Raw genomic sequence first — 26308 nt, forward strand, 5'->3', positions numbered from 1 at the left:
TTATCATGGCGACAGCGTTCAGTATTTACAACACTTGGGCCCCGCTTGCGCTTCAACCCTCGGAATAGAGCCTTGGCACCCGGCGCAGGTTGCAGAAGATCTGGTACGGAATGGTGTCCGCCCACTTCGCCACGTCGCTGGCGAGGATGTTCTTGCCCCACAACTCGACGGTCGAACCGAGGCCGGCCTGTGGCACGTCAGTCAGGTCGATGCACAGCATGTCCATCGAGACCCGGCCAAGAATGCGGCTGCGTTGACCGGCCACCAGCACCGGGGTGCCGGTCGGTGCCTGACGCGGATAACCGTCGGCATAACCCATGGCAACCACACCGATGCGCATCGGTTTGTCGGTGATGAATTTCGCACCGTAACCCACCGGCTCGCCGGCCGGCAGTTCGCGTACGCTGATGACTTTCGATTCCAGCGTCATCACCGGTTGCAGGCGATCGGCCACAGCGTTGGCTTCTTCGAACGGGGTGGCGCCGTAAAGCATGATGCCCGGACGCACCCAGTCGCTGTGAATCTGCGGCCAGCCCAGCACGGCCGGCGAGTTGCGCAGGCTGACTTCGGCCGCCAGGCCCTGACGCGCCGCTTCGAATACCGCGACCTGCTCGGCGCTGCTCTGCTCGTGCAGTTCATCGGCCCGGGCGAAGTGGCTCATCAGCACGACTTTTGCCACTTTGCCGCTGGCCAGCAAACGCTGATAAGCCGACAGGTAGTCCTTCGGATGCAGGCCCACCCGATGCATGCCCGAATCGAGCTTCAGCCACACGGTGATCGGTTTGCTCAACGCCGCCTGCTCGATTGCCTCGAGCTGCCACAGCGAATGCACCACGCACCAGAAATCGTGCTCGACGATCAGCGCCAGTTCCTCGGCCTCGAAAAAGCCTTCGAGCAACAGCACCGGCGCGCGAATCCCGGCGGCACGCAGCTCCAGGGCTTCTTCGATGCACGCCACTGCAAAACCGTCCGCCTCAGCCTCCAGCGCCTGGGCGCAACGCACCGCGCCGTGGCCATAGGCATCGGCCTTGATCACCGCCAGTGCCTTGGCACCGGTGACTTCACGGGCGATACGGTAGTTGTGACGCAGGGCTTGAAGGTCGATCAGGGCACGGGCAGGACGCATGGCAGCAGACTTCTTGGCGGTCATGGGAATAAAAACCGGCGCTGGCTGGCGGCGTGAACCGCCAACAGCACCGGGAGAGGGATCTTTACAACGGGTTACGGCAACGCGGCGACGATGGAAATCTCGACCAGGATGCTTGGCTTGGCCATCTTCGCTTCGACCGTGGCGCGGGCCGGGGCGGCGCCTTTGGGCAGCCACTGATCCCATACCGAATTCATGCCGGCAAAGTGCGCCTCGATGTCGTTCAGGTAGATCGTCGCCGACAGCAGATGCTGTTTGTCGGTGCCGGCCAGATCAAGCAGGCGCTCGATGTTGGCGAGGACGTCGCGGGTCTGCTGTTCGACACCGGCGTTGAAGTCATCGCCGACCTGCCCGGACAGATACACCGTACCGTTGTGGCTGACGATCTGACTCATGCGCTCATTGGTGAGCTGGCGCTGGATTGCCATGCTTTGCGGACTCCTGGGTGGTGTTGCCATAACGGGAAATGTCGAGGCCTTCGGCGCTGATCTGCGGTTTTTTCTTCGCCATCAGATCGGCCAGCAAGCGACCGGAGCCGCACGCCATGGTCCAGCCGAGGGTGCCGTGACCGGTGTTCAGGAACAGGTTCTTGAACGGGGTGGCACCGACGATCGGCGTGCCGTCCGGGGTGGTTGGACGCAGGCCGGTCCAGAAGCTCGCTTCGGCCAGGTTGCCGCCCTGAGGATAAAGGTCGTTGACGATCATCTCCAGGGTTTCGCGCCGACGCGGGTTCAGCGACAGGTCAAAACCGGCGATCTCCGCCATGCCGCCGACGCGGATGCGGTTGTCGAAACGGGTGATCGCAACCTTGTAGGTCTCGTCGAGAATGGTCGACGTCGGGGCCATCGCCGGGTTGGTGATCGGCACGGTCAGCGAGTAGCCCTTCAACGGATACACCGGGGCCTTGATGCCCAGCGGCTTGAGCAGTTGCGGCGAGTAGCTGCCGAGGGCCAGCACGTAGCGGTCGGCGGTTTCCAGCTTGCCGTCGATCCACACGCCATTGATGCGGTCACCGGCGAAGTCGAGGCGCTGGATGTCCTGGCCGAAGCGGAATTCCACACCCAGTTTGGTGGCCATTTCGGCGAGGCGGGTGGTGAAGATCTGGCAGTCGCCGGTCTGGTCGTTCGGCAGGCGCAGGGCACCGGCGAGGATATCGGTGACACCCGCCAGCGCCGGTTCGACGCGGGCAATGCCAGCGCGGTCGAGCACTTCAAACGGCACACCGGATTCTTTCAATACAGCGATGTCCTTGGCGGCGTTATCCAGTTGCGCCTGGGTGCGGAACAGCTGGGTCGTACCGAGGCTGCGGCCTTCGTAGGCAATGCCGGTTTCGGCGCGCAATTCGTCGAGGCAGTCGCGGCTGTACTCGGACAGACGCACCATGCGCTCCTTGTTCACCGCGTAACGGTTGGCGGTGCAGTTGCGCAGCATCTGCGCCATCCACAGGTACTGGTCGATGTCGGCGGTGGCCTTGATCGCCAGCGGCGCGTGGCGTTGCAGCAGCCATTTGATGGCCTTGAGCGGCACGCCCGGCGCAGCCCACGGCGAGGCGTAGCCCGGCGAGACCTGGCCGGCGTTGGCGAAACTGGTCTCCATGGCCGCGGCGGGCTGCCGGTCGACCACCACCACTTCAAACCCGGCACGGGCCAGATAGTAAGCACTGGCGGTACCGATGACGCCGCTACCCAAGACCATAACGCGCATTTTTGTATCCCTCATCGCGGCGTGCCGCGCATGTGTGTTGTCAGAGCAATGATGCGCGCAGTGTAAAAAAGATTTGCCAGTGCTTTTCACTGTATAAGCGCCTATATTTGGCGACAATTCTCGGCAAAAACCCTTTTCACGGAGGCGCATCCCCTATGCGAACCAACACTCAGACCAAACGTGAGCTGGACAAGATCGACCGCAACATCTTGCGTATCCTGCAGGCGGACGGGCGGATTTCATTCACCGAACTGGGCGAGAAGGTCGGGCTCTCCACCACACCGTGTACGGAGCGGGTGCGACGCCTGGAGCGCGAGGGGATCATCATGGGCTACAACGCCCGCCTGAATCCGCAGCACTTGAAGGGTAGTCTGCTGGTGTTCGTCGAGATCAGCCTCGACTACAAATCCGGCGATACTTTCGAAGAGTTCCGACGTGCGGTGCTGAAATTGCCCCACGTACTCGAATGCCATCTGGTGTCAGGGGATTTCGACTATCTGGTGAAGGCGCGGATTTCCGAGATGGCCTCGTACCGCAAGCTGCTGGGCGACATCCTGCTCAAGTTGCCGCACGTGCGCGAATCCAAGAGCTACATCGTGATGGAAGAAGTGAAAGAGAGCCTGAGCCTGCCGATTCCGGATTGATCGCTCACACCAGCACCTGCCCACTGGATCGTTCCCACGCAGAGCGAGGGAACGAACAGAGTCAGACCAGCACTTGCCGGTTTTCGGCCATGTACTCGAACACCTGCTTCTCGACCCGCGGGTGAATCAGCTCCACCGGGCGCCGGCCGTTGGGGCACGGCAAGGTCTGCGTCGTTCCGAACAACCGGCAGATCAGCGGCCGTTCGTCATACACCGTGCAGCCATTCGGCCCCAGGTGCACACAGTTAAGCTCTTCCATGGCCGCGTCCTGTTCGGCGCGGGTCTTGCGCGGCAGGCGGGCCATTTCCTCGGGCGACGTGGTGACCGGCCCGCAGCAGTCATGACAGCCAGGCACGCACTCGAACGTGGGAATCTGCTGACGCAGGGCGCGGATTTTCTGGCTGTTGCAGCTCATAGCAGCGGTAACCGGAGCGAAATAGGCGGCAATTGTGCCGCAAAAGCCGTGATCCAGACACCACCGCCCGACCAATGTTGCCCGGCCTCGGGCCTGCGGCTTATGCTCCGTCAAATTTTCTCGACACCCGCTCAGGATGACGCCCATGAATGCCCGCGCCCACGCCTCCGCGAGCCAACCCCACGTTGCCTCTTATTACGCCGCCAGCAGCCTGCCGCAACCCGACCATCCGGTGTTGCAAGGTGAACTGATCGCCGACGCGTGCGTGGTCGGCGGCGGTTTCTCCGGGCTGAACACCGCGCTGGAATTGGCTGAACGCGGCATGAGCGTGGTGTTGCTCGAGGCGCACCGGATCGGCTGGGGCGCCAGCGGTCGCAACGGCGGGCAATTGATTCGCGGGGTCGGTCACGGCCTTGATCAGTTCGCCAACGTGATCGGCACCGACGGCGTACGTCAAATGAAACTCATGGGCCTGGAGGCGGTGGAAATCGTCCGCCAGCGCGTCGAAAAATTTCAGATCCCCTGCGACCTGACCTGGGGTTACTGCGACCTCGCCAACAAACCTTCCGACCTGGAAGGCTTTACCGAAGACGCCGAAGAGCTGCGCGGCCTCGGTTATCGCTACGAAACCCGTCTGCTGCAAGCGAACGAAATGCACACCGTGGTCGGCTCCAGACGCTACGTCGGTGGCCTGATCGACATGGGCTCGGGACATCTGCACCCACTGAACCTGGCACTCGGCGAAGCCGCAGCAGCGCAGCAACTGGGGGTGAAGCTGTTCGAGCGATCGGCGGTTACCCGCATCGAATACGGCCCTGAAGTCCGGGTGCACACGGCACAAGGTTCGGTGCGGGCGAAAACCCTGGTGCTCGGCTGCAATGCCTATCTCAACGACCTCAATTCGCAACTCAGCGGCAAGGTGTTGCCGGCGGGCAGCTACATCATCGCCACCGAACCGCTGAGCGAAGAACAGGCCCACAACCTGCTGCCACAGAACATGGCGGTCTGCGACCAGCGGGTGGCGCTGGATTATTACCGGCTCTCGGCAGACCGGCGCCTGTTGTTCGGCGGCGCTTGTCACTACTCGGGGCGTGATCCGAAGGACATCGGCGCCTATATGCGGCCAAAGATGCTGGAAGTGTTTCCGCAACTGGCTTCGGTGAAGATTGATTATCAGTGGGGCGGGATGATCGGCATCGGTGCCAACCGTCTGCCGCAGATTGGCCGGCTCGCCGAGCAACCGAACGTGTATTACGCCCAGGCCTATTCCGGCCATGGCGTGAATGCCACGCACCTGGCGGGCAAACTGCTGGCCGAGGCCATCAGCGGTCAGCACGGCGGCGGCTTCGACCTGTTCGCCAAAGTGCCACACATCACCTTCCCCGGCGGCAAGCATCTGCGCTCGCCGCTGCTGGCGTTGGGGATGTTGTGGCATCGATTGAAAGAGTTGGTCTGACATCGTTCCCACGCAGGGCATGGGAACGATCCTTTCTAGATCCGCCAGAACGGCTTCAACCCCTCCTCCAGCGCCTGCTCGCGGGTCAGCCCGATGTCCTTGAGCTGCTCCGGCGTCAGGCGCAGCAACGCCTTGCGCGTGTGCAGACGATGCCAGAACAGGTTCCAGCGACTCAGGCCGGACGGTGCGTTGCGCATGCTCTCGTTGCGCGCATTGTCCTGTTGCCCTGCCTCCAGTTCCTGACTGTGTAACGTCAGCCGCACATCGCTCAAGCCGTTCATTTTCATTGCTCCTGTTTACTTGGGTAGCCAGAGATTCCATGATGCGCGGGCGAGCAAAAGCATTACAGATTCAACACATCTGTATTACTTCCATACAGATTGACCATCTGAAGCTCTGAATTGTCGATTTTTCTCGCATCTGTACCGGTTTACCGAATCACCTGCACCGAGGCAGCGTCATGACCCTGTATGTAAACCTCGCCGAGCTGCTCGGCACGCGCATCGAACAAGGCTTCTACCGTCCCGGCGACCGACTGCCGTCGGTACGTGCCCTGAGTGTCGAACACGGAGTCAGTCTGAGCACGGTGCAGCAGGCCTATCGGATGCTGGAAGACAGCGGTCTGGCTACGCCGAAACCGAAGTCCGGGTACTTCGTGCCGGTCGGTCGTGAGTTGCCGGAGCTACCGGCGATCGGGCGTCCGGCGCAACGCCCGGTGGAGATTTCCCAGTGGGATCAGGTGCTGGAACTGATTCGCGCCGTGCCGCGCAAGGACGTGGTGCAACTCGGTCGCGGCATGCCGGACATCAGCTCGCCGACGATGAAACCGCTGCTGCGCGGGCTGGCCCGTATCAGCCGCCGTCAGGACATGCCCGGTCTGCATTACGACAACATCCACGGCACCCTCGAACTGCGCGAGCAGATCGCCCGGCTGATGCTCGATTCCGGATGCCAGTTGAGCGCCAGCGATCTGGTAGTCACCACCGGTTGCCACGAAGCGCTGTCCACCAGCATCCACGCGATCTGCGAGCCCGGTGACATCGTCGCGGTGGATTCGCCAAGCTTTCACGGCGCCATGCAGACCCTCAAGGGGCTGGGCATGAAAGCCCTGGAAATCCCCACCGATCCGCTCACCGGCATCAGCCTCGAAGCGCTGGAACTGGCGCTGGAGCAATGGCCGATCAAGGTCATCCAGCTCACGCCCAACTGCAACAACCCGCTCGGCTACATCATGCCGGAGTCGCGCAAACGCGCCCTGCTCAACCTGGCCCAGCGCTTCGACGTGGCGATCATCGAGGACGATGTGTATGGCGAACTGGCCTACACCTACCCACGTCCGCGCACGATCAAATCCTTCGACGAAGACGGCCGCGTGCTGCTGTGCAGTTCGTTTTCCAAGACCCTCGCGCCAGGACTGCGCATCGGCTGGGTCGCGCCGGGTCGCTATCTCGAGCGCGTGCTGCACATGAAATACATCAGCACTGGCTCCACAGCACCGCAACCGCAGATCGCCATCGCCGAATTTCTCAAGGCCGGGCACTTCGAACCGCATTTGCGGCGGATGCGCACGCAATACCAGCGTAATCGCGACGTGATGATCGACTGGGTCACGCGATACTTCCCGGCCGGCACCCGCGCCAGCCGTCCGCAAGGCAGTTTCATGCTCTGGGTCGAACTGCCGGAAGGTTTCGATACGCTGAAACTCAATCGTGCGCTGCACGATCAAGGCGTACAGATTGCCGTCGGCAGCATCTTTTCCGCCTCGGGCAAGTACCGCAATTGCCTGCGCATGAACTACGCGGCCAAACCGACAGCGCTGATCGAAGAGGCGGTGCGCAAGGTCGGCGCGGCCGCGATCAAGCTGTTGGCCGAGACCGATTAATCCACCGTAAAAGCGCCCTGCCCTTCAAACCGCACCGGATCGACGGGGCGGCTTGAGGCGTCATCGACTCGCGCATCGAGCTCGAGCTCCACCTCCAGCCGGCTGCCCCGGGCACCGGCATCCGCCCGCCATGGGACGACGTGGATGCCCGGGCGCAGGAAATCGCCTTCGACCGACTGGCCGCTGTCCAGGCGCCAGTGCACCGCCACACCGTCCAGACGCACGGCCACTATGCGTAATTGCAGCGTGCCCGCCGCCCAACGGAAACGCTGCGGATCGGCGGGGGGCGCGACAAATGCCCAGCGCATCAAGCGCACATCGGGACACTGCACCCGCAGGTGCACGCTACGCAGGCCAAAACCCGGTCCCCGGCCATCAAGCGCCGCACGTTGCAGCAGCTCGGCGCGCGTCGCGCTCCCCAGGTTCACGCTGGCGGGCGACAGGCTCGACTGACATGTTTCAGCGCCCCACACCGGTTGAAATAACAGGCACAGCAAGACGATCAGAACCGGCAGAAATTTCATCAGATGTGCTCGTTCAGGACAGCTCGGCCGGGGCGCAGGTGGCATCGACCCGCTCGATGAGCGCGCTGTCTTCAGGAAATTCGGAAAGCGGGAAACGCAACTCGCACCGCGTGTTGTCAGGAAGCTGCACATGTAGCCGTTGACCCGCTTTTGCGTCAGGCAGAAAAATCGCTCCGCCGTCCTGGACCGTTGTCAGGTAGCGGCCCTGTTCGTCGTGAACGCTCAGCCCCTTAGCCAGCCATTGCCGGTCGACGGTCATCGCGTTGAGCAACAATCGCCGGACGGTCACGAGGGAGAAGTCCAGATGCTGCACCGAGCCTCGTGCCGGCTGCACTTCCTTCACCCCGTCGAGTACTTCAACGTTGCGCGACAGGCTGAGCGGGTCGACTTCCAGCCGCGCCGTCGACCAGGCCGGCAGGCTCGCCGCGACTGCCCGGCCCGAGCCATCGGTCCAGACCGGTCCTTGAGGCGTGTTCAGTTTCACGCCCGATCGATCACCGGCCTTGAGTACGCCGAAGGTGTCGCGCAGGGGATAGGGTGACAACGTTGCGCCATTGCGATGCAACGCCACACCACCGCGCAGCCCCACGTCGTAATCGGTCGCGCCGGATCGCTGGCCGACGCCAACGTCCAGGCTGGTGTAGCGCGGCAGCGCAGTGAAACGTACTCCGTAACCGGCCGCCGTCTCATCGCGGTATTCGGCGTTGGCGTTGTAGGCCAGGTTTTCACTCAGTACATCGCTGACAGCCACGCCCCGGCGCACGCCGGATCGATCATCACGGCGCAAATAGCCGCGCAGTCTTCGCTGGCCACCCAGCGCCATTCCCAGCGTCAGGTAAGCGGAGTTACCCAGGCGATCGGGCGCCGTGTCGCCGATAGCACGCTCCAGGTTTAATGACAGGCTGATGCGCTCAGGCAATGTGCGCGACCACGACAGGCCAAGACGCGACTGCGACGGTTCACCCTGGGTCGAATATCGCGACCAGGTCGCCCCGAATGCGCCCCATTGATCCACCGAGCCTGTGACAGAAAAAACCAGATGATCGCGACCGGGGGATTCGGCCCGGTGAAGGTTCTGATCCCAACCTGTGTCTGACAGCGTGCGAAAATTCCGACTCTGGCGCACGGCAACCAGGCTCGTCGACAGGTGCTCGGACAGCGGCGCACTGAGCGTCAGTTGCGTCTGGCTGCCCCCCACGCCACGGGAGCGTTCATCGGACAGCACCTGCTTCACGCCCAGTGCGTAGCCGCCGGCCCACTGCCGCTGCAGGCCCCAGCCTGTTGACAGATAGTCGGTTGCCGCGAGCACGCCGGCAGTAAGCCGCGTGGCCTGTCCCCAATCCCAGTCCTTGCTGAAGGCGGTGAAAGAAGGCGTCTGTCGGTCGTCCGAGCCCAGCCGTCGCACCGTGCCCAGCGCAAAGTTGAACCCGCTCGGTCCGGCCCATTGCGCTTCGTGGAGGCTGGCTGCCGGCACCCGCAAGCGCCGCGCCTGTCCATCCTGTTCGTGGACAGTCACTTCCAGATCAATCCGGTTGCTCAGCAACGGCAGCGCTCGCAGCGTGAACGGCCCACTCGGCACCATAGTGGTGTAGATCATCACGCCGTTCTGCCGGACTTCGATCCGAGCCGGCGAATATGCGACTCCCTCCACCTGCCCGCGCGCGCCGTCCTGCGCTGTTCGTAATTGCGTGAATGCCGCTTCCGGCAGGATCTGCACACCGGTGAATGACTCACCGGCAAACAAGGTCGACGCGAGATTCAATTGCCCGACCTGCAGACTGGCTTCGGCGTCCTCCAGGGTTCGCGCACCGTAGGCATACAGGTGCTCGAACCGCGAGTGGCCGGAGGTCGATGTGTAGGACTGCCGGCTGCGCAACACCCAGTCCCCGGCATTCAGACCAAGCTCCGACCCCAGGCTTTGAAACCTGTCGTGCCGGCCTTCATGCTGGCTGCCGACCATCAACGCGTCATAGTTGAAGACGCCGGCCGTACCACCATGGGCGAAGTTGTTTGGCGCGCGCTCCGGCAACATCAGACTGTCGGTGGGTACCCGCAGGTCAATCAGTTCGCGTCCCGGGTCCAGCTGCACGACCGCTTCGGGAAATCCCCGTGCCAGCGTCATGCACTGCGCCGGTCGCAGCTTGTCCATCGAGGGTGGCGGACGCACGCCGGCGGCGTTCAGCCACTGGGGGTGCAGGCACAATTCGCCGCGCTCGTTGAACGACACCCGCACACGGCCTCGGGCTTGTCCGTTGACCTCAAGCGCCACGGAATGCTCGCCTTGGGTGAAGCGCGGCGCCTCACGAAAGTACGCCGCCAGCGCAGGATCGATGCCACGGTCTCTCAACACTTGAGCGTCGAACTCCAGTGACTCGGTCGCCAGCGCGGTACCGTTGACCGCGAGCAGCCACACGCCCCAACGAACGCAGACTCTCATCAGCGAGTAACCGGCGCATCGTAATGATCGACAGCAAAGCCGTAGGTCGTGGCCGGAAAAATCCTCACCGCCATCGTCTGTGCCGAGGCGTGCAAGGGTAGATCAGCGTGCAGGCGCTCGCCGGGCAAGATGTAGGTCTTTGGGAGATTCACCGAGCGGGTGCCCGGCAGAGGCACAATGGTTTTCGCCAGCCGCACAACATAGGGGCTCGGATTGACGACCTGCACACCTGCGGCATCCATTGACCAGGTCAGTCGCTTCCAGGGTTCACGTTCGACCGGCAACCCGGCAGGACGCAAAATCACCGGCAAGTTCTGGCGTACACCGAGAGTAACCCGCGCTCCGGCGGCGTCACTGGCCGGGCTGATTCCCTCGAAGATCACCCGTTTCAGACGTTCCACCTTCAACGGTTGCCGGTTTTGCAGAATGAATCGCACTTGCTGAATGCCGTCGGGTTCGACCCGGGCAATGGGTGGGGTGAAGATCAGCAGTACGTCGTCGCTGTCTTCGATGTCCTCAACGGTGGTGTGCAGCAATGCAGGTTGCGTATCGGTATTGCGCACGTTCATCACCGCTTCACCCATGCCCTCCTCCACCAACAGCACCGGCGTCTGTGGAACCATTCCGGCGGCGTGGACCAGAGGCACTGAAAACCATGCGGACAGGCACAGCGGTGCCGTCTTGAAAACAGACTTGAAAGAAATGGGCATCGGGATAATCCGTGAAATCCTGGATGCGATCCGGCAGGTGCCGGACCGCGCTCGCATGAGCCAGTCCGTCCCGGTGCCTGAGAGGTACCGGGACGCATCCGTCAGAGGTAGAACATGTCGAATGTCACGGAGCCATCCAGCGGGATTTCGTTGGCAATCGGCAGGGCGTTGCTTGGGCCGATGATCGGCAGCAGGTGCATCGGGAAACCGTGGTGACGAGCGGCAACGGGACCGGTCGCAGCGCTGGCGCCCCACGAGTACAACTGCGGCGCATTGCTGACCAGCGTACTGGTCGGCACACGCCATGCCGGGGCCGCCAGCGTCCGGGTCAGCAGTGTCTGGGCATTGCCGTCGGTCTCCGGAATGCCGTGACGCAAGGCGAAACCGCCAATACGCGTACCGTTGATTTCACCCAACCCGTAAAACAGCGCCGGATCGCTTTGCCCGGCGCCATCACTGATACCCGGCAGCTTGGTGCCAGCCCGGTTATCGCGCACCGACACTTCCACCGGAGCCGGTGCATCGCAATTGATGTGCAGCGATACGTCGCGACCGGCCAACAGTGTCTGGGTGGTTGGATTCAGCGTCGCCGCCGAAATCTTGCGCAGATCCACCGTGCTGCCCCCGGCAAAGGCCGGAATGCACGAGGTCGGAATAATGGTACCGATGACATTCAGGTCAACGCTTTCTGCCATCGCCAACGTTGGCAGCAACGCTGCCGCCAGTACCGCAAGACGGGATGTCTTTTTCATAAGCCGTAATCTTCCATTTGATTGACAGTTCAGTCCCTACAAACCTGGTATGTAAGTAAGCGGGCTGATGATTGCGGCTTATGAGAGATAAATCTGTAGGAAATAGTGGCGCTCAAACAGCGAAATCACGACTGGATTAATAGGTAATTTGTGCTCGGTGGTGGGGTCCTACGCTGCCGTAGCCAAATGTTTCAGTTTGCTTGAAAGCGCGCATCGATCTCGAACCGGGTCAGATCGGCAACCCGGGTCTGCGCTGACCCGACCCGCCCTTCAAACTCTACGTCGACGTCCATGCGCTGCCCTTCCAGGGCGACGCCCGCCCGCGCAGGAATCAGGCTTTGCCCGGCGGGCCAGACTGCACCGGATGCGACACCCGGTTCAAATCCAAGCCACTGCACAGCCTTGCCATCCACCCGCACAGCCACCACCTGAACCCTCAACGCCCCGGCGCCAAACCGATAGTCCACGGCACCCGCCGCAGGCGCCGCCAGGTCAAGTCGCAGCGGTCCTGCCCGGTCACACTGAACGGTGATCTGCACCCGCCGGCGCCCGAAACTCAACTGGTCATTTTCCAGTGGCTGTTGCAGCAACTGACCGCGCGTCATCGCTCCAAAATCGACTGAAGGCTGCCCCAGTCTGACGGCACAGTCCGACTGCGCCTGCGACTGATCGGCGACAAACACGGTACCGAGCAATGCCAGACCGATCGTGCCGGTATTCAAACGATGCATGGTGACTGACTCCTTAAACCGCGTGGCAGGTGGCTTGCGCCGTTTCGTACAGCGCGTGCGTGTCGGGTTGTTCGCCGAGGTCGTAGGACAGCCGACAGCGACTGCCATCGGGCAGCACCACGTGCAAAATCGTGTCCGGTCGGACATCGGGCAAAAAGATCGTGCCGGCTTCCAGTACGTTGGTGATGTACTGCCCCTGCGCGTCGAAAACGGCTCCCCCCTTGCGCAGAAGAACGTTGTCGGCGGAACGCGCCTGTAACAGCAGGCGCCGCGCGGTGACCATGTCGAATGCAAGCGTCGCTACCGCACCACGCCCGGCTTCGACTTCCAGGTAAGCGTTGTGCACATCGACATTGCGCCCCAGGCTGGCCGTATCGAGTTCGACCCGGCCTGTGCTGTACGCCGGCAGACTCGCCGCCACGGCGCGCCCGGAATAGTCGGTCCAGACCGGGCCGCGCGGGGTGTTCAGCTTGACGCCGGCACTGTCGCCGGCCTTGAGCAAGGCGAAGGTTTCGCGCAGTGGATAGGGCGACAGGGTCACGCCCTCACCATGGATCAGCGCACCGCCGCGAAAGCCGAGGTCATAGTTCTGGTTACCGGCACCGCTGCGGGAATAGCCCATGTCCATCTGACTGTAGTGGGGCAACAGATTGACCCGCCCGTTGAACCCGGCGCTACCGTTATCCGGCCGTTCGGCGCCGATGCTGTAGGCCAGTGTGTCGCTGAGCTGTTCATTGAATCTCAGGCCGCTGCGGGTGCCGCCCACATCGTCGTTGCGCACATAGCCGCGCAACGTCTGCCGCACACCCAACGGCAGACTGACACTCAGATAAGCCGCGGTGCCACGCGCATCGTCCGGCGCCCCGGCAACATCGCGCTCAACCGACAATGTCACATTGGCCCGCCGAATGCTCTGCGACCAGGCCAGGGCGGCTCTTGAAGTGGCCGTCCCGTCAAGCAAGGAGTACCGCGAGTAGCTGGCGGAGAGGCCGCCGTACATCGGACTGCTGGTGCTGAGATTGGCCGTCAGTTGATTGCGTACCCGCTGAAACGGCTGATCATTGTGCGAGTCCCAGGTGGTATCCGACAGCGTGCGGAAACCCTGGGTCTGTTGGGTCAGCGCAACACTCGCCGACAACCTCTCGCTCAACAGACCGCTGGCCGTCCACTGCAACTGCGCGCCGGACACCGCCTGTTCCTGCGCCCGGGAAATCACCTGTCGGCCACCGAGTACCAGCCGATCGCCGATGCTGCCCTGCATCGCCCAGCCCACCGACTCATAGCCTGTGCCGAGCATGGCGCCGGCCGTAACCTGCCCGCGCGCCCCCAGCCGCCAGTCCTTGCTGGCAGCGGCAAAGGACGGCGAATCTCGATCGTCACCGGCGTAGCGTCGCACTTGGCCGACCGCCAGCCCATAACCGGCCGCCCGTCCCGTCATCCCGCCACGTAACTGCGTCGCCGGCACGATGAAGCGCCGCTGCTGCCCGTCTCCTTCATGCACCGTCACTTCCAGATCCACGCTCTGACTGAGCAACGGCAAACCGACCAGAGTGAACGGGCCACCGGGCACCACCGTGGTGTAGATCAGCGCACCGTTCTGTGTGACTTCGATCCGCGCGGCGGAATAGGCAATGCCTTCAACCCGCGCACCGGAGCTGTCATCGTCCAGCGCCATCAAGGCAAGTTCCGGCTGCACCTGAAAGCCGTTAAAAGCCTCGCCGGAAAACAACGGGGAAACCATGTTCAACTGACCCAGTTGCAGGTTGGCCTGATAGCGCTCCGAGGTGTGCGAGGCATAGGCATACAGGTGCTCGAGGCGATCCTGACCGGCGAACTCGCTGTACACCTGACGACTGCGAAACGACCAGTCCGCCGCATTCAGGCCCAGCTCAGCGTTCAAGTTCCGGTACTGCGATGACTGGCCGGCGAAACGGTTGCCAAGCAATAAGGCATCGTAGTTGAACAGGCCTGCCGTACCACCGTTCAGGAAGCTGCGACGGGCCGGACGTTCGGGCAACAGCACAGCGGAGGGCAACAGCAGGGCGATGTGTTCCTGCGACGGATCGGCTTGCACCACAGCGTCAGGAAAGTACCGAGCGAACAGTTCACACCCCGATCCACCCGCCGACTCAACATGATCCACTGCCCTGATATCGCCGCGCTCCAGCAGTGACGGGGTGAAACACAATTCGCCTTCGGCATCGAACGTAACCTGCACCCGTCCCTTGGGAACGCCGTTGACCGTCAGGGTGACGGCCTGCACGCCCTCGCGAAAGCGCGGCGCCTGGCTGAAGTACTCGGCCAGGCGCGGATCCAGCCCGCGAGATTTCAGTACAGCCTGGTTGAACTGCACGGACACATGCTCGGCGCTATTGACGACAGGAGCGGCGCCAAAAACGATCATCAGCGCCGCGCCGGCGCGACACATTCGATGCATCAATCCGTCACCAACGGAGCGTCGAAGTGCGCAATGGCGAAACCGTAAGTGGTCACTGGAAACAGCCGTACCTGACGCTGTAAATGGCTCGGCTCGGCCATCCCGTTCAAGGTCAGCTGTTCGCCGGGCAACACATAGGTGCGCCCCAGATCCATCTCCTTGCCACCCGGCAACAACGTCACCGAATGGCCCAGTCGCACGACATACGGGCTGGGATTGCGCACCTTGACCTCAGTGCCCTGACGTGACCAGACCAGATGTTTCCAGGGCTCACGGTCGACCGGCAGCTTTGCCGGCCGCAGGATCGCCGGGATGTTCTGGCGCACACTCAGGCTGACCTGCGCCTTGCCCGTCGCATCCTGCGGCGCGATCCCTTCGAACACCACACGCTTGAGACGCTCGGTCTTCAGCGGTTCAGCGCTGCGCAGAATGAATCGCACACGCTGGGTGGCTCCGGGCTCGACCCGGGCCACCGGCGGCGTCAGAAGAAGCAACGGCTCGGTGTCTTGCGGCACATCCTCGACAGAAGTATGCAGCAGCGCCGGATGAGGCTCGCTGTTGAACACATTGATCCCCGCCTCACCCAGTCCTTCATCGAGCACCAGCACCGGCGTTTCGGGAACCATCCCCGCCGCCCGGATCGATCCGGGCCCCAGCAAGAACACCAGCAGTACACGGGTGATGGCGTTGCGTGCGAACGCGTTCATGTCGTTGTCCACAGGCGAGCGCGCAGCCGGCGGCAATGCCGGGCCACGAGCCAGCCGATCAGGTTGATTGGAAATGACAGGCCACGCCTGTCGAGAGTTACTGCAAAGCCTTGGTATGCCTCAGGTCCGGCACCGTCACGCGCCCCTTCAGAGGTAAAGCAACTCGAACGTAGCCGACCCGTTCAGTGCGAACTCGGAGGTAATCGGCAGGCTCGACGACGGGCCGATGACCGGGACCAGCGTCATGGGAAACGTATGCACGGTGCCAGGTGTCGGGCCTGCCGACAACGACGCCCCCCACGAGTACCGAAGGTTGCCGCCTTCGGTGTATTTCCCGACCAGCGTTGCCGTATCGGGAGTGTCCCAGTTGGCCATGTCTCCTTGCTTGTACAGGATCATCGACGGCTGACCGTCGACGGAGGGTGTGCCGAATCGCAGACCGTAGCCACCGATCTTCGCCCCGGCGACTTCACCGATCCCGTAGATGTACATGGCCCAGTCGGAGCCATCGACGACAATCCCGGGCAGTCGTGTATGAGTCTGGTTGTCATGCACCTTGATCGCCATGGGGGCGGCTGCGGAGCAACTGATGCTCAGGGTTATGTTGCGGTTTTGCAGTTCGGTCTGCCGATCCCGGTTCAGAGAACCGGCGGGAATGTCTCCCAGGTCGACCGTATTGCCGCCGGTGAAGGCCGGTGTACACGAGGTCGGAATAATCGAGCCCGTGATCGTCAGATCCGCGCTATCGGCCATGACCCCTGCCGGTAACAAGGTGCTTGCGACAGCAATTGCACGAAAGGTCTTGCGCATGAAAATTCTCACTCCATAAGAATCGAAAGATGACAGCCAGCTACGCGTCTTCTACTGAAAGACAGGAAAATTCCTGTTTCAAAATCAGCGTTGTCATTATTCCAATTGCCTCCCGGCAGCGATGTAAGGCGAAAGCGCGATTCGCACTGGAAAAATCGCTGGCGGGCGTAGCTGATGTGAGCCGGAAAAATCGCCGATCTGTTTAAAAATGCTCACCCTGCCGACAGCCCCGGGCTACACGCCGCTCTGCGCCGTGAGTCGGATTGACCAGACACGCTGGGGCAACACCCGGTGCCTGTCGTGCCATACTCCTGATCTCGCCACTCATCCGGAACGGTCCGACTTGAGCTCCAGACACACTCTGCCGTTTGCCCTGCTGTTCGTCCTGTTGCTCGGCGGTTGCGCTTCGCTGGATGTTCCCAGGGAACCGAGTCAGGCCTTGCCGGCGAACGAATCGGCATTCGGCCGTTCAATTCGGGCGCAGGCAGCGCCCTACAAGGGCCAGTCCGGTTTTCGCCTGCTGTCCAACAGCACCGAAGCCTTCACTGCCCGCGCCGAACTGATCCGCAACGCCCAAAGCAGCCTCGACCTGCAGTACTACATCGTCCATGACGGCATCAGCACGCGAATGCTGGTGGAAGAAGTGCTGAAGGCCGCTGATCGTGGCGTGCGGGTGCGGATCCTGCTGGACGACACCACCAGCGACGGCCTCGACCTGATCATCGCCACGCTGGCGGCGCATCCGAATATCCAGATCCGTCTGTTCAATCCATTGCACCTGGGCCGCAGCACCGGCGTGACCCGCGCTGCAGGCCGGCTGTTCAACCTGTCGCTGCAGCACCGGCGGATGCACAACAAGTTGTGGCTGGCGGACAACAGCGCGGCAATCGTCGGCGGACGCAATCTGGGCGACGAGTACTTCGATGCCGAACCCAATCTGAACTTCACCGATATCGACATGCTCAGTGTCGGGCCGGTCGCCGAACAACTCGGACACAGTTTCGACCAGTACTGGAACAGCGCGCTGAGCAGGCCAATCGAAGAGTTTCTTTCCAGCAAACCCACCCCCAAAGACTTGCAAAACACCCGCACGCGACTGGAAGAGTCGCTGGAAGACACCCGCAAACAGAATCACGCGCTGTATCAGCAGTTGATGACTTACCGCACCGCTCCGCGCATGGACGTCTGGCGCCGGGAACTGATCTGGGCCTGGAACCAGGCGCTGTGGGATGCGCCGAGCAAGGTACTGGCCAAGGGCGAACCCGATCCGCACCTGCTGCTGACGACCCAACTGGCGCCGGAGCTCACCGGTGTCAGCAACGAACTGGTGATGATTTCTGCCTACTTCGTACCGGGGCAGCCGGGGTTGGTCTACCTGACCGGCCGTGCCGATGCCGGCGTAGCGGTGAGTCTGCTGACCAATTCGCTGGAAGCCACTGACGTGCCAGCCGTGCATGGCGGTTACGCGCCGTATCGCAAGGCGTTGCTGGAACACGGCGTGAAGCTCTTCGAACTGCGGCGCCAGCCTGGAGATAATTACGGCAGCGGCCCGCACCTGTTTTACAGCAAGTCCTATCGCGGCTCGGATTCGAGCCTGCACAGCAAAGCGATGATCTTCGACGGCAAAAAATCGTTCATTGGCTCGTTCAATTTCGACCCGCGCTCGGTGCTGTGGAACACCGAAGTCGGGGTGCTGGTGGACAGTCCCGAACTGGCAGCGCACGTGCGCGAGCTGGCCTTGCAGGGCATGGCACCGGCGCTGAGTTACGAGGCGAAATTGCAGGATGGAAAAGTCGTCTGGGTTACCGAAGACAACGGCCAGATGCACACGCTGACCAAGGAACCCGGCAGTTGGTGGCGACGGTTCAATGCGTGGTTCAGCACCACGGTTGGACTGGAGCGGATGCTGTAGCAGCCCGCTCCACCAGCCTCATCAAGCGGGCTCCGGCACCTTGCCGAATGCGCCTTGCCGCGACAGCAGAAGCACCAGCCCGAACGCTCCGGCCGCCATCAGCCACGGCAACGCGTGTCCACTGATCCACTGACTGCCCGCTCCCGCCATCAAAGGTCCGAGCAGACAACCAACACCCCACAGTTGCGCAACATGGGCATTGGCTCGCACCAGTGCATCATCGCGGTAGCGCTCACCGATCAGGATCAGCGACAGGGTGAACAGGCCACCGGCACTGGCGCCGAACAACACCCACAGCGGCCAGATCAGCAAGGTGTCGAGCAGCATCGGGATCGCCAGGCTCGACAGCATCAGCACCACGGCGCAACCGGTGAACAAGGTCCGCCGCGACAGGTAGTCGGCCAGCGCACCGATGGGCAATTGCAGCAGCGCATCACCCACCACGACGGTGCTGACCATCACCAGCGCAATTTGCGCCGTAAAACCCTGTTGCAGGCAATACACCGGCAACAGCGTCAGGATCATCGCCTCGAATGCAGCGAACAACGACACCGCCCAGGCAATTGCCGGCAGCTCGCGAGCGAAGCCCCACAGATCGCCGAACGTCACGCTGCTGGCCTCGCTGCTTGGGGCGCCGCTGCGGCCCAGCAACAACAAGGGTGAGGCCATCAGCAGGGCGACTCCAACCCAAAAACCATAATCATGCTCAGTGCCGAGCGCACCCAGCAGCAACGGACCAGACAGCTGGCTCAATGCATAGCTGCTGCCATACAGAGCAACCAGTCGCCCGCGCCAGTGCTCGACCACCAGTTGATTGATCCAGCTCTCGCCGAGGATGAACACGATGGTCAGGATCACCCCGATCATCAGCCGCAACACCAGCCAGATCGGGTAACTCGGCAGCAGTGCCAGCAGGCCGATGGACAGTGCCCCGCCCCACAGACAAAGACGCATCAGATTGGCTGTGCCGAAGCGCGCCGCCAGATGACTGGAAATCTTTGCCCCCAGCAACACGCCGATGGCCGGCATCGCCGCCATCACACCGATGGCGAATGAGCCGTAGCCCCAACCCTCCAGGCGCAGCGACACCAGCGGCATGCTGACACCCAGGGCCAGACCAACACTCAAGACAGATGCCAAAACGGCGAAATACGTCGCCCAACGCATGGTCCACGCTCCTGTGGATATTTTTATGTGCACCACAAAACCACTGTGGGAGCGAGCTTGCTCGCGAAAACGGTTTCACATTCAGCAGTTTTGCTGACTGATACACCGCTTTCGCGAGCAAGCTCGCTCCCACAGGGATCCTTGTATCGTTCGGGAGCCCGACTCGGGGCTCCCTTAACGGTTTACAGCTTGATCCAGGTCGCCTTCAGCTCGGTGTATTTGTCGAACGCATGCAGCGACTTGTCACGGCCGTTGCCCGACTGCTTGAAGCCGCCAAACGGTGCGGTCATGTCGCCGCCATCGTACTGATTGACCCACACGCTGCCGGCACGCAGTGCCCTGGCGGTCAGGTGCGCCTTGGAGATGTCCTGAGTCCAGACCGCCGCCGCCAGACCGTAAGGCGTGTCGTTGGCGATGTTGATCGCTTCCTCGGCGGTGTCGAAAGCGATGACCGACAGCACCGGGCCGAAGATCTCTTCCTGGGCAATTTTCATCGCGTTGCTCACGCCGTCGAAAATCGTTGGCTCGACGTAGGTGCCACCGGTTTCCTGAAGAATGCGCTTGCCACCGGCCACCAGTTTGGCGCCGTCGGTGTGGCCCGACTCGATGTAGGACAGCACGGTATTCATCTGCTGGGTATCCACCAGCGCGCCAACGTTGGTGGCCGGATCCAGCGGGTTGCCCGGTTTCCAGGCCTTGAGGGCCTCGATCACCATCGGCAGGAATTTGTCCTTGATCGAACGCTCGACCAGCAGGCGCGAACCGGCGGTGCAGACTTCGCCCTGGTTGAAGGCAATGGCGCTGGCGGCGGATTCGGCCGCGGCTTGCAGATCCGGTGCATCGGCAAACACGATGTTCGGGCTCTTGCCGCCGGCCTCCAGCCAGACGCGCTTCATGTTCGATTCGCCGGAATAGATCATCAGTTGCTTGGCGATCTTGGTCGATCCGGTGAACACCAGGGTGTCGACGTCATTGTGCAGCGCGAGCGCCTTGCCGACGGTGTGGCCGTAACCCGGCAGCACGTTCAGCACACCTTTCGGGATGCCGGCCTCGACTGCCAGTTCGGCGATGCGGATGGCGGTCAGCGGGGATTTTTCAGACGGTTTGAGGATCACCGAGTTACCGGTCGACAGGGCCGGGCCGAGCTTCCAGCAGGCCATCATCAGCGGAAAGTTCCACGGCACGATGGCCCCGACCACACCGACCGGCTCCCGGGTTACCAGACCCAGTTGATCGTGCGGGGTAGCGGCGACTTCGTCATAGATCTTGTCGATCGCCTCACCGCTCCAGCTCAGCGCTTGCGCGGCACCCGGCACGTCGATGTACAGCGAGTCGCTGATCGGTTTGCCCATGTCGAGGGTTTCGAGCAGGGCCAGTTCTTCGGCATGCTGCTTGAGCAGGCCGGCGAAACGGATCATGGTGGCTTTGCGCTTGGTCGGCGCCAGGCGCGACCAGACGCCGGAATTGAAGGTAGCGCGGGCGTTTTCCACGGCGCGCTGGGCGTCGGCGGCGTCACAGCTGGCAATTTTGCCCAGCAGACGGCCATCGACCGGGCTGATGCACTCGAAGGTCTCGCCGGAGACGGCATCGGTGTACTCGCCATTGAGGAAGGCGCGGCCTTCGATCTTCAGGTCGCGGGCGCGTTGTTCCCAGTCGGCACGAGTCAGGGTGGTCATTCGAGTGTCCTCCTCTTGTTCAATACGAGCGCCGCGATCGTCGCGGTCGTCCTCAGGAATACTGCCCGGCCAGCCTGCTTTTCGGCCCAAGGCATCCGCCACCCTAAACCAGCGGCCGGGGTTGTTTCAATATATTTGACATAAGCTCGCCATACGGCCTTGCGGCGTTCAATTTAATCAACATAGACTTTGGCCCTTTCAAGCCACCGCGCCGTCACCACGGGAGAAAACAACAATGAACATCCAGAACGTCGTCGACATCAGCCTGACCACCCGCGAAGCCGAACGCTATCGCCCGGACCCGGCCAAAGTGCTGAAGGGGGATCCCGAGCAGGCGGTGTTCAATCAATACGACAGCCCTTGTGGGCAAATGGGCGTCGGCGTGTGGGAAGGGGCAGTCGGTCAGTGGACGGTGAATTACACCGAACACGAATACTGCGAAATCCTCCAGGGCGTTTCGGTACTGCGCGACAGCGAAGGCAACGCCAAGACCCTGCGTGTGGGTGACCGCTTCGTGATCCCGGCCGGTTTCCGTGGCACATGGGAAGTGCTGGAGGCTTGCCGCAAGGTCTATGTGATCTTCGAACAGAAAGCTTGAGGCCTTTCACCAGGCCACAAAAAAGGCCCGTATCGTGAGATACGGGCCTTTTTCGTAAGTCGGGAAAAATCAATTACTTGATTTTGCCTTCCTTGTAGATCACGTGCTTGCGAACAACCGGATCATATTTCTTGATCTCGATTTTGTCCGGGGTAGTACGCTTGTTCTTGTCGGTAGTGTAGAAGTGACCAGTACCGGCGCTCGAAATCAAACGAATCAATTCACGCATGATTAGCTCCCTTAAACCTTGCCGTCGCGACGCAGCTCGGCCAGCACAACGCTGATGCCACGCTTGTCGATGATACGCATGCCTTTGGCGGAAACGCGCAGGCGTACGAAACGTTTCTCTTCTTCAACCCAGAAGCGGTGATGCTGCAGGTTCGGCAGGAAACGACGACGGGTTTTGTTGTTTGCGTGGGAAATGTTGTTCCCAGTCACCGGACCCTTACCGGTAACTTGACATACTCTAGACATGCCTCAGCCCTCTAAAACCACATGCCCAACCCGGCATGGGTTGGCCGCTTAATCTCTAGTCATTGTGGCGCCAGGCGCCGCGATTCTTTAGAGGTCTTACCGGCTACACCTACAAGCGAAGGAACCGGGCCCCTAGAAAAGAGCGCTGCTTTATACCAGAAAGACCACGGAGCAACAACTTTCCGTGAACAAAGAATGGCTAAAAAGCCGCTTTCGACGGCCGCAAGCGCCTTGGGCTAGGGCTGCCGGCAATTTTTACCATTCGTCGAAGAAAATCGATCATACCCGCTATCGAGACTTTTCCTGCCGCCTCTTCCGACAAATCCTCAGCCATGCAGCCTCGAAAATGCAAAAAGGGGATAGTCATTTGCAATCGCGACCACTAGGGTAGGCCTTTTCCAGACTGCACTTGCAGATGGGCCTTCGATCTGTAAAGGAAGCCGACCATGCGCCTCGCTGCCCTCCCCCTGCTCTTCGCCCCGCTGTTACTGAGTCCACTGGCCCAGGCCGCCGCCCTGAGCGTCTGCACCGAGGCCAGCCCTGAGGGCTTCGACGTGGTGCAGTACAACTCGCTGACCACTACCAACGCCTCGGCCGACGTGCTGATGAATCGGCTGGTGGACTTCGACACCGCCAGTGGCAAGGTCGTCCCGAGCCTGGCCGACAGCTGGGAAGTCAGCACCGATGGCCTGACTTACGTCTTCAAGCTGCACCCGCAGGTGAAATTCCACACCACCGACTACTTCAAGCCGACCCGCGAGCTGACCGCCGAAGACGTCAAGTTCAGCTTCGACCGCATGCTCGACCCGGCCAACCCATGGCACAAGGTCGCCCAGAGCGGCTTTCCCCATGCCCAGTCGATGCAGTTGCCGAGCCTGATCAAAAAGATCGACGCGCTGGATCCGCTGACCGTGCGCTTCACCCTCGATCACCCGGACTCGACGTTCCTCGCGACCCTGAGCATGGGTTTTGCCTCCATTTATTCTGCTGAATACGCCGACAAACTCCTGAAGGCCGGCGCGACCGACAAGCTCAACAGCCAACCGATCGGCACCGGCCCGTTCGTGTTCAACCGCTTCCAGAAAGACGCTTCGATCCGCTACAAGGCCAACCCGGCCTACTTCCGCGGCAAACCGGCGGTGGATCCGCTGATCTTCGCCATCACCCCGGACGCCAACGTGCGCCTGCAAAAATTGCGGCGCAACGAGTGCCAGATTGCCCTGTCGCCAAAACCGCTGGACGTGCAGGCGGCAAAACAGGAACCGACGCTGAAAGTCGAAAAGACTGACGCATTCATGACCGCATTCGTCGGCATCAACAGCCAGCATCCGCCACTGGACAAACCGGAAGTGCGTCAGGCGATCAACCTCGCCTTCGACAAGGCCAACTACCTCAAAGCTGTGTTTGAAGACACCGCCGAAGCTGCCAACGGCCCGTATCCGCCGAACACCTGGAGCTACGCTAAGAACCTGCCGGGCTACGCCCACGACGTGGACAAGGCCAAGGCATTGCTGGCCAAGGCCGGATTGAAGGATGGCTTCCAGACCACTATCTGGACGCGTCCGTCCGGCAGCCTGCTCAACCCGAACCCGAGCCTGGGTGCACAACTGCTGCAATCGGATCTCGCGGAAATCGGCATTCAGGCGGAAATCCGCGTGATCGAATGGGGCGAACTGATCCGTCGCGCCAAGGCGGGCGAGCATGACTTGCTGTTCATGGGCTGGGCCGGCGACAACGGCGATCCGGACAACTTCCTCACCCCGCAGTTTTCCTGCGCGGCGGTGAAGTCCGGCACCAACTTCGCCCGTTACTGCAACGCCGACCTGGACAAGCTGATCAGCGCCGGCAAGACCACCAGCGAGCAAGGTGTGCGCACCAAGCTCTACGAACAGGCACAAACGCAGATCCAGCAGCAGGCGCTGTGGCTGCCGCTGGCGCATCCGACGGCGTATGCACTGACGCGCAAAGACGTGCAGGGTTACTCGGTGAGCCCGTTCGGGCGGCAGGACTACTCCAAGGTCACCCTCAAATAACCCGCCAAAGCACATACCCTGTGGGAGCTGGCTTGCCAGCTCCCACAGGGTTCGCAGTTCCTTGAGATTTACATCCAACCGCACTCCGCCATCGACAACGGCTCACCATCACCGACGATGAAGTGATCCAGCACCCGAACGTCGATCAACTCCAGGGCCTTCTGCAAGCGTTTGGTCAATAATCGATCAGCCTGACTGGGATCGGTGTTTCCCGACGGGTGGTTGTGGCACAGGATGAGCGCCGCCGCGTTGTTCGCCAACGCACGCTTCACCACTTCCCGGGGATGGACCGCAGTGTTGTCGATGGAGCCCCGAAACAAAGGCTCAAAGGTCAGCACTTGGTGTTTTGAGTCCAGAAACAGACAGCCGAACACCTCATGCGGCTCGTGGCGCAGCATGGCTTTGAGGTAGTCGCGTACGACCTGTGGATTTTCCAGGGTCGGCTTCTGACGCATGCGCTCGGCCAGATGCCGCCGGGCCATTTCCAGCACGGCCTGCAATTGAGCAAATTTCGCCGGCCCCAAGCCCAATTGCTCGCTGAACGCTCCGAGATCAGCCTCCAGCAAAGCACGCAGGCTGCCAAACTGATTCAACAAGTGCCGCGCCAGATCCACCGCACTCTTTCCTGCTACGCCGGTGCGTAGAAAAATCGCCAGCAATTCGGCATCGGAAAGACTTCCCGAGCCCTGTTCCAACAGTTTCTCCCGCGGCCTTTCCGCCGCCGGCCAATCGCGAATACTCATACACCTTCCTTGTCTGTGGGCGCCGCTGTTCCGTAGCGGTCGCTGTGATATCGTAGCCCATCTTTTTTGCGGGCGAATTCACCCTGGGGAGGGGGTTTCGCCACGTATGTCACCAACGAAATGAAAGGCAGACCTATGCAGCGGCTGTATCGGAAACGCATCGTTCTGGGCGTCGGCGGCGGCATTGCTGCCTACAAGAGCGCGGATCTTGTGCGCCGCCTGATCGATCAGGGCGCCGAAGTGCGCGTGGTCATGACCCGTGGCGGCAGCGAATTCATCACCCCGCTGACCATGCAGGCGCTGTCCGGCCACCCGGTTCACCTGGACCTGCTCGACCCGGCCGCCGAAGCAGCGATGGGCCACATCGAACTGGCCAAATGGGCCGATCTGGTGCTGATCGCCCCGGCCACCGCCGACCTGCTCGCCCGGCTGGCCCAAGGCATCGCCAATGATCTGCTGACCACGCTGGTGCTGGCCACCGACGCCATCGTGGCGGTCGCTCCGGCCATGAACCAGGCCATGTGGCGCGATCCGGCGACCCAGGCCAACCTGCAACTGCTTGAAAGCCGTGGCCTCAAGACTTTCGGCCCGGCCTCCGGCAGCCAGGCCTGCGGCGACGTCGGCATGGGCCGCATGATGGAAGCCACCGACCTGGCTCAGCTCGCGGCGGACTGCTTCCAGCGTCAGGCGCTGACCGGCAGGCACGTGGTCATCACCGCCGGCCCGACCCAGGAAAACATCGACCCGGTGCGCTACATCACCAACCACAGCTCCGGCAAAATGGGCTTCGCGCTGGCTGAAGCGGCAGTAGAAGCCGGCGCCCGCGTGACGCTGATCAGCGGCCCGGTGCACCTGCCGACGCCGGATCGCGTCACCCGCATCGACGTGGTCAGCGCCCGCGACATGCTCGCCGCGTGTGAAGCCGCGATCCCTTGCGACATCTTCATCGCCTCGGCGGCGGTCGCAGACTACCGTCCGGAAGTCGTCGCCCCGCAAAAATTGAAGAAAGACCCTACAAGCGGTGACGGCTTCGTCCTGCAAATGGTGCGCAACCCGGACATCCTGGCCACCATCGCGACCCGTCCCGACCGTCCGTTCAGTGTCGGCTTCGCCGCCGAGACCGAACACCTGCTCGACTACGCTGCACGCAAGCTGAAGGACAAGAATCTCGATCTGATCGTCGCCAACGACGTCGCCAACCCGAGCATCGGTTTCAACAGCGAAGAAAACGCCTGCAGCGTCATCGACCGTGCGCTGCACGCCACGGTTTTCGCCCAGACCAGCAAGAGTAAGATCGCTCGCCAACTGGTCACTTTTATCGCCGAACGTCTGAACCAGGTTTAATTTAC

Annotated in this window: 25 protein-coding genes; 7 read left to right on the forward strand and 18 right to left on the reverse strand. The window is 61.9% G+C overall.

Annotated features, from left to right (window positions below; translation table 11 throughout):
* Positions 1-52 precede the first annotated feature (52 nt).
* The 3 genes from alr to dadA form a co-directional block, all read right to left on the reverse strand.
* Positions 53-1126, reverse strand: a complete 1074-nt coding sequence (alr, locus tag L6D81_RS24645; protein WP_236182308.1) for an alanine racemase — start codon at positions 1124-1126, stop codon at positions 53-55.
* Between the two features lie 95 nt (positions 1127-1221).
* Positions 1222-1575, reverse strand: a complete 354-nt coding sequence (locus L6D81_RS24650; RefSeq protein WP_039765240.1) for a RidA family protein — start codon at positions 1573-1575, stop codon at positions 1222-1224.
* Positions 1547-2851: a D-amino acid dehydrogenase gene (dadA, locus tag L6D81_RS24655; protein WP_007954487.1), complete on the reverse strand. Its 1305-nt coding sequence runs from the start codon at positions 2849-2851 to the stop codon at positions 1547-1549. Before dadA ends, L6D81_RS24650 begins: the two co-directional genes overlap by 29 nt.
* A 155-nt stretch (positions 2852-3006) precedes the next feature.
* On the opposite strand from dadA, the gene L6D81_RS24660 reads away from it, so the two are divergent.
* Complete coding sequence (locus tag L6D81_RS24660) at positions 3007-3495, forward strand: Lrp/AsnC ligand binding domain-containing protein (protein ID WP_003177284.1); 489 nt, start codon at positions 3007-3009, stop codon at positions 3493-3495.
* Positions 3496-3556: 61 nt separating this feature from the next.
* Here L6D81_RS24660 and L6D81_RS24665 read toward each other — a convergent pair whose 3' ends face one another.
* Positions 3557-3910 (reverse strand): YkgJ family cysteine cluster protein, encoded by a 354-nt coding sequence (locus L6D81_RS24665; RefSeq protein WP_236182286.1) that lies wholly within the window; start codon positions 3908-3910, stop codon positions 3557-3559.
* Between the two features lie 145 nt (positions 3911-4055).
* Here L6D81_RS24665 and L6D81_RS24670 point away from each other — a divergent pair, with 145 nt between their 5' ends.
* On the forward strand, positions 4056-5366 hold the full coding sequence (locus tag L6D81_RS24670; RefSeq protein ID WP_236182287.1) for an NAD(P)/FAD-dependent oxidoreductase: 1311 nt from the start codon (positions 4056-4058) through the stop codon (positions 5364-5366).
* A 35-nt stretch (positions 5367-5401) separates the two neighbouring features.
* Here the strand turns inward: L6D81_RS24670 and L6D81_RS24675 are convergent, their stop codons facing one another.
* Entirely contained in the window at positions 5402-5647 is a 246-nt protein-coding gene (locus L6D81_RS24675) for a DUF1127 domain-containing protein (protein ID WP_236182288.1), read from the reverse strand.
* A 179-nt stretch (positions 5648-5826) separates the two neighbouring features.
* On the opposite strand from L6D81_RS24675, the gene L6D81_RS24680 reads away from it, so the two are divergent.
* Positions 5827-7248 (forward strand): aminotransferase-like domain-containing protein, encoded by a 1422-nt coding sequence (locus tag L6D81_RS24680; RefSeq protein ID WP_236182289.1) that lies wholly within the window; start codon positions 5827-5829, stop codon positions 7246-7248.
* Here L6D81_RS24680 and L6D81_RS24685 read toward each other — a convergent pair.
* From L6D81_RS24685 to L6D81_RS24720, 8 genes are all read right to left on the reverse strand, one after another.
* Positions 7245-7772 carry a DUF1120 domain-containing protein gene (locus L6D81_RS24685; RefSeq protein ID WP_236182290.1) on the reverse strand — a complete coding sequence of 176 codons (528 nt, stop codon included), beginning with the start codon at positions 7770-7772 and terminating at the stop codon, positions 7245-7247. The two genes, L6D81_RS24680 and L6D81_RS24685, sit on opposite strands and share 4 nt — an antisense overlap.
* Positions 7773-7785: 13 nt before the next feature.
* Positions 7786-10209, reverse strand: coding sequence for a fimbria/pilus outer membrane usher protein (locus tag L6D81_RS24690; protein ID WP_236182291.1), 2424 nt, complete (start codon positions 10207-10209; stop codon positions 7786-7788).
* Positions 10209-10919 (reverse strand): fimbria/pilus chaperone family protein, encoded by a 711-nt coding sequence (locus tag L6D81_RS24695; protein WP_236182292.1) that lies wholly within the window; start codon positions 10917-10919, stop codon positions 10209-10211. Before L6D81_RS24695 ends, L6D81_RS24690 begins: the two co-directional genes overlap by 1 nt.
* Positions 10920-11020: 101 nt before the next feature.
* Positions 11021-11671: a DUF1120 domain-containing protein gene (locus tag L6D81_RS24700; RefSeq protein ID WP_236182293.1), complete on the reverse strand. Its 651-nt coding sequence runs from the start codon at positions 11669-11671 to the stop codon at positions 11021-11023.
* Between the two features lie 191 nt (positions 11672-11862).
* Positions 11863-12402 carry a DUF1120 domain-containing protein gene (locus L6D81_RS24705; RefSeq protein WP_236182294.1) on the reverse strand — a complete coding sequence of 180 codons (540 nt, stop codon included), beginning with the start codon at positions 12400-12402 and terminating at the stop codon, positions 11863-11865.
* A 13-nt stretch (positions 12403-12415) separates the two neighbouring features.
* Positions 12416-14839 carry a fimbria/pilus outer membrane usher protein gene (locus L6D81_RS24710; RefSeq protein WP_236182295.1) on the reverse strand — a complete coding sequence of 808 codons (2424 nt, stop codon included), beginning with the start codon at positions 14837-14839 and terminating at the stop codon, positions 12416-12418.
* On the reverse strand, positions 14839-15546 hold the full coding sequence (locus tag L6D81_RS24715; protein ID WP_236182296.1) for a fimbria/pilus chaperone family protein: 708 nt from the start codon (positions 15544-15546) through the stop codon (positions 14839-14841). The genes L6D81_RS24710 and L6D81_RS24715 overlap by 1 nt, the downstream gene beginning before the upstream one ends.
* Before the next feature lie 147 nt (positions 15547-15693).
* Positions 15694-16299: a DUF1120 domain-containing protein gene (locus tag L6D81_RS24720; RefSeq protein ID WP_236182297.1), complete on the reverse strand. Its 606-nt coding sequence runs from the start codon at positions 16297-16299 to the stop codon at positions 15694-15696.
* Positions 16300-16699: 400 nt separating this feature from the next.
* Between L6D81_RS24720 and L6D81_RS24725 the strand changes: the two genes are divergently transcribed.
* The gene (locus L6D81_RS24725) at positions 16700-18268 is read left to right on the forward strand and encodes a phospholipase D family protein (RefSeq protein WP_236182298.1); all 1569 of its coding nucleotides are present in this window, start codon (positions 16700-16702) and stop codon (positions 18266-18268) included.
* Between the two features lie 21 nt (positions 18269-18289).
* Here L6D81_RS24725 and L6D81_RS24730 read toward each other — a convergent pair whose 3' ends face one another.
* The gene (locus L6D81_RS24730) at positions 18290-19435 is read right to left on the reverse strand and encodes an MFS transporter (protein ID WP_236182299.1); all 1146 of its coding nucleotides are present in this window, start codon (positions 19433-19435) and stop codon (positions 18290-18292) included.
* Between the two features lie 182 nt (positions 19436-19617).
* Positions 19618-21111, reverse strand: coding sequence for an aldehyde dehydrogenase (locus L6D81_RS24735; RefSeq protein WP_236182300.1), 1494 nt, complete (start codon positions 21109-21111; stop codon positions 19618-19620).
* A gap of 235 nt (positions 21112-21346) precedes the next feature.
* Here L6D81_RS24735 and L6D81_RS24740 point away from each other — a divergent pair, with 235 nt between their 5' ends.
* On the forward strand, positions 21347-21709 hold the full coding sequence (locus L6D81_RS24740; protein WP_236182301.1) for a cupin domain-containing protein: 363 nt from the start codon (positions 21347-21349) through the stop codon (positions 21707-21709).
* A gap of 73 nt (positions 21710-21782) precedes the next feature.
* Here the strand turns inward: L6D81_RS24740 and rpmG are convergent, their stop codons facing one another.
* Positions 21783-21938, reverse strand: a complete 156-nt coding sequence (gene rpmG / locus L6D81_RS24745; RefSeq protein WP_003177274.1) for a 50S ribosomal protein L33 — start codon at positions 21936-21938, stop codon at positions 21783-21785.
* Between the two features lie 11 nt (positions 21939-21949).
* Positions 21950-22183, reverse strand: a complete 234-nt coding sequence (rpmB, locus tag L6D81_RS24750) for a 50S ribosomal protein L28 (RefSeq protein ID WP_003177273.1) — start codon at positions 22181-22183, stop codon at positions 21950-21952.
* 446 nt (positions 22184-22629) lie between these two features.
* Between rpmB and L6D81_RS24755 the strand changes: the two genes are divergently transcribed.
* Entirely contained in the window at positions 22630-24216 is a 1587-nt protein-coding gene (locus L6D81_RS24755) for an ABC transporter substrate-binding protein (RefSeq protein ID WP_236182302.1), read from the forward strand.
* Between the two features lie 68 nt (positions 24217-24284).
* On the opposite strand, the gene radC is transcribed toward L6D81_RS24755, so the two are convergent.
* On the reverse strand, positions 24285-24959 hold the full coding sequence (gene radC / locus L6D81_RS24760) for a RadC family protein (RefSeq protein ID WP_236182303.1): 675 nt from the start codon (positions 24957-24959) through the stop codon (positions 24285-24287).
* A 135-nt stretch (positions 24960-25094) separates the two neighbouring features.
* Between radC and coaBC the strand changes: the two genes are divergently transcribed.
* Entirely contained in the window at positions 25095-26303 is a 1209-nt protein-coding gene (gene coaBC, locus L6D81_RS24765; protein ID WP_236182304.1) for a bifunctional phosphopantothenoylcysteine decarboxylase/phosphopantothenate--cysteine ligase CoaBC, read from the forward strand.
* Positions 26304-26308: the final 5 nt, after the last annotated feature.

The sequence above is a fragment of the Pseudomonas sputi genome (genome assembly GCF_021603585.1).
Taxonomy (GTDB): domain Bacteria; phylum Pseudomonadota; class Gammaproteobacteria; order Pseudomonadales; family Pseudomonadaceae; genus Aquipseudomonas; species Aquipseudomonas sputi.

Excerpts from the sequence above, each read along its gene's own strand:
- alr (WP_236182308.1), bottom strand. The coding sequence starts at position 1,126 with ATGCGTCCTGCCCGTGCCCTGATCGACCTTCAAGCCCTGCGTCACAAC.
- L6D81_RS24650 (WP_039765240.1), bottom strand. The coding sequence starts at position 1,575 with ATGGCAATCCAGCGCCAGCTCACCAATGAGCGCATGAGTCAGATCGTC.
- dadA (WP_007954487.1), bottom strand. The coding sequence starts at position 2,851 with ATGCGCGTTATGGTCTTGGGTAGCGGCGTCATCGGTACCGCCAGTGCT.
- L6D81_RS24660 (WP_003177284.1), top strand. The coding sequence starts at position 3,007 with ATGCGAACCAACACTCAGACCAAACGTGAGCTGGACAAGATCGACCGC.
- L6D81_RS24665 (WP_236182286.1), bottom strand. The coding sequence starts at position 3,910 with ATGAGCTGCAACAGCCAGAAAATCCGCGCCCTGCGTCAGCAGATTCCC.
- L6D81_RS24670 (WP_236182287.1), top strand. The coding sequence starts at position 4,056 with ATGAATGCCCGCGCCCACGCCTCCGCGAGCCAACCCCACGTTGCCTCT.
- L6D81_RS24675 (WP_236182288.1), bottom strand. The coding sequence starts at position 5,647 with ATGAACGGCTTGAGCGATGTGCGGCTGACGTTACACAGTCAGGAACTG.
- L6D81_RS24680 (WP_236182289.1), top strand. The coding sequence starts at position 5,827 with ATGACCCTGTATGTAAACCTCGCCGAGCTGCTCGGCACGCGCATCGAA.
- L6D81_RS24685 (WP_236182290.1), bottom strand. The coding sequence starts at position 7,772 with ATGAAATTTCTGCCGGTTCTGATCGTCTTGCTGTGCCTGTTATTTCAA.
- L6D81_RS24690 (WP_236182291.1), bottom strand. The coding sequence starts at position 10,209 with ATGAGAGTCTGCGTTCGTTGGGGCGTGTGGCTGCTCGCGGTCAACGGT.
- L6D81_RS24695 (WP_236182292.1), bottom strand. The coding sequence starts at position 10,919 with ATGCCCATTTCTTTCAAGTCTGTTTTCAAGACGGCACCGCTGTGCCTG.
- L6D81_RS24700 (WP_236182293.1), bottom strand. The coding sequence starts at position 11,671 with ATGAAAAAGACATCCCGTCTTGCGGTACTGGCGGCAGCGTTGCTGCCA.
- L6D81_RS24705 (WP_236182294.1), bottom strand. The coding sequence starts at position 12,402 with ATGCATCGTTTGAATACCGGCACGATCGGTCTGGCATTGCTCGGTACC.
- L6D81_RS24710 (WP_236182295.1), bottom strand. The coding sequence starts at position 14,839 with ATGCATCGAATGTGTCGCGCCGGCGCGGCGCTGATGATCGTTTTTGGC.
- L6D81_RS24715 (WP_236182296.1), bottom strand. The coding sequence starts at position 15,546 with ATGAACGCGTTCGCACGCAACGCCATCACCCGTGTACTGCTGGTGTTC.
- L6D81_RS24720 (WP_236182297.1), bottom strand. The coding sequence starts at position 16,299 with ATGGCCGATAGCGCGGATCTGACGATCACGGGCTCGATTATTCCGACC.
- L6D81_RS24730 (WP_236182299.1), bottom strand. The coding sequence starts at position 19,435 with ATGCGTTGGGCGACGTATTTCGCCGTTTTGGCATCTGTCTTGAGTGTT.
- L6D81_RS24735 (WP_236182300.1), bottom strand. The coding sequence starts at position 21,111 with ATGACCACCCTGACTCGTGCCGACTGGGAACAACGCGCCCGCGACCTG.
- L6D81_RS24740 (WP_236182301.1), top strand. The coding sequence starts at position 21,347 with ATGAACATCCAGAACGTCGTCGACATCAGCCTGACCACCCGCGAAGCC.
- rpmG (WP_003177274.1), bottom strand. The coding sequence starts at position 21,938 with ATGCGTGAATTGATTCGTTTGATTTCGAGCGCCGGTACTGGTCACTTC.
- rpmB (WP_003177273.1), bottom strand. The coding sequence starts at position 22,183 with ATGTCTAGAGTATGTCAAGTTACCGGTAAGGGTCCGGTGACTGGGAAC.
- L6D81_RS24755 (WP_236182302.1), top strand. The coding sequence starts at position 22,630 with ATGCGCCTCGCTGCCCTCCCCCTGCTCTTCGCCCCGCTGTTACTGAGT.
- radC (WP_236182303.1), bottom strand. The coding sequence starts at position 24,959 with ATGAGTATTCGCGATTGGCCGGCGGCGGAAAGGCCGCGGGAGAAACTG.
- coaBC (WP_236182304.1), top strand. The coding sequence starts at position 25,095 with ATGCAGCGGCTGTATCGGAAACGCATCGTTCTGGGCGTCGGCGGCGGC.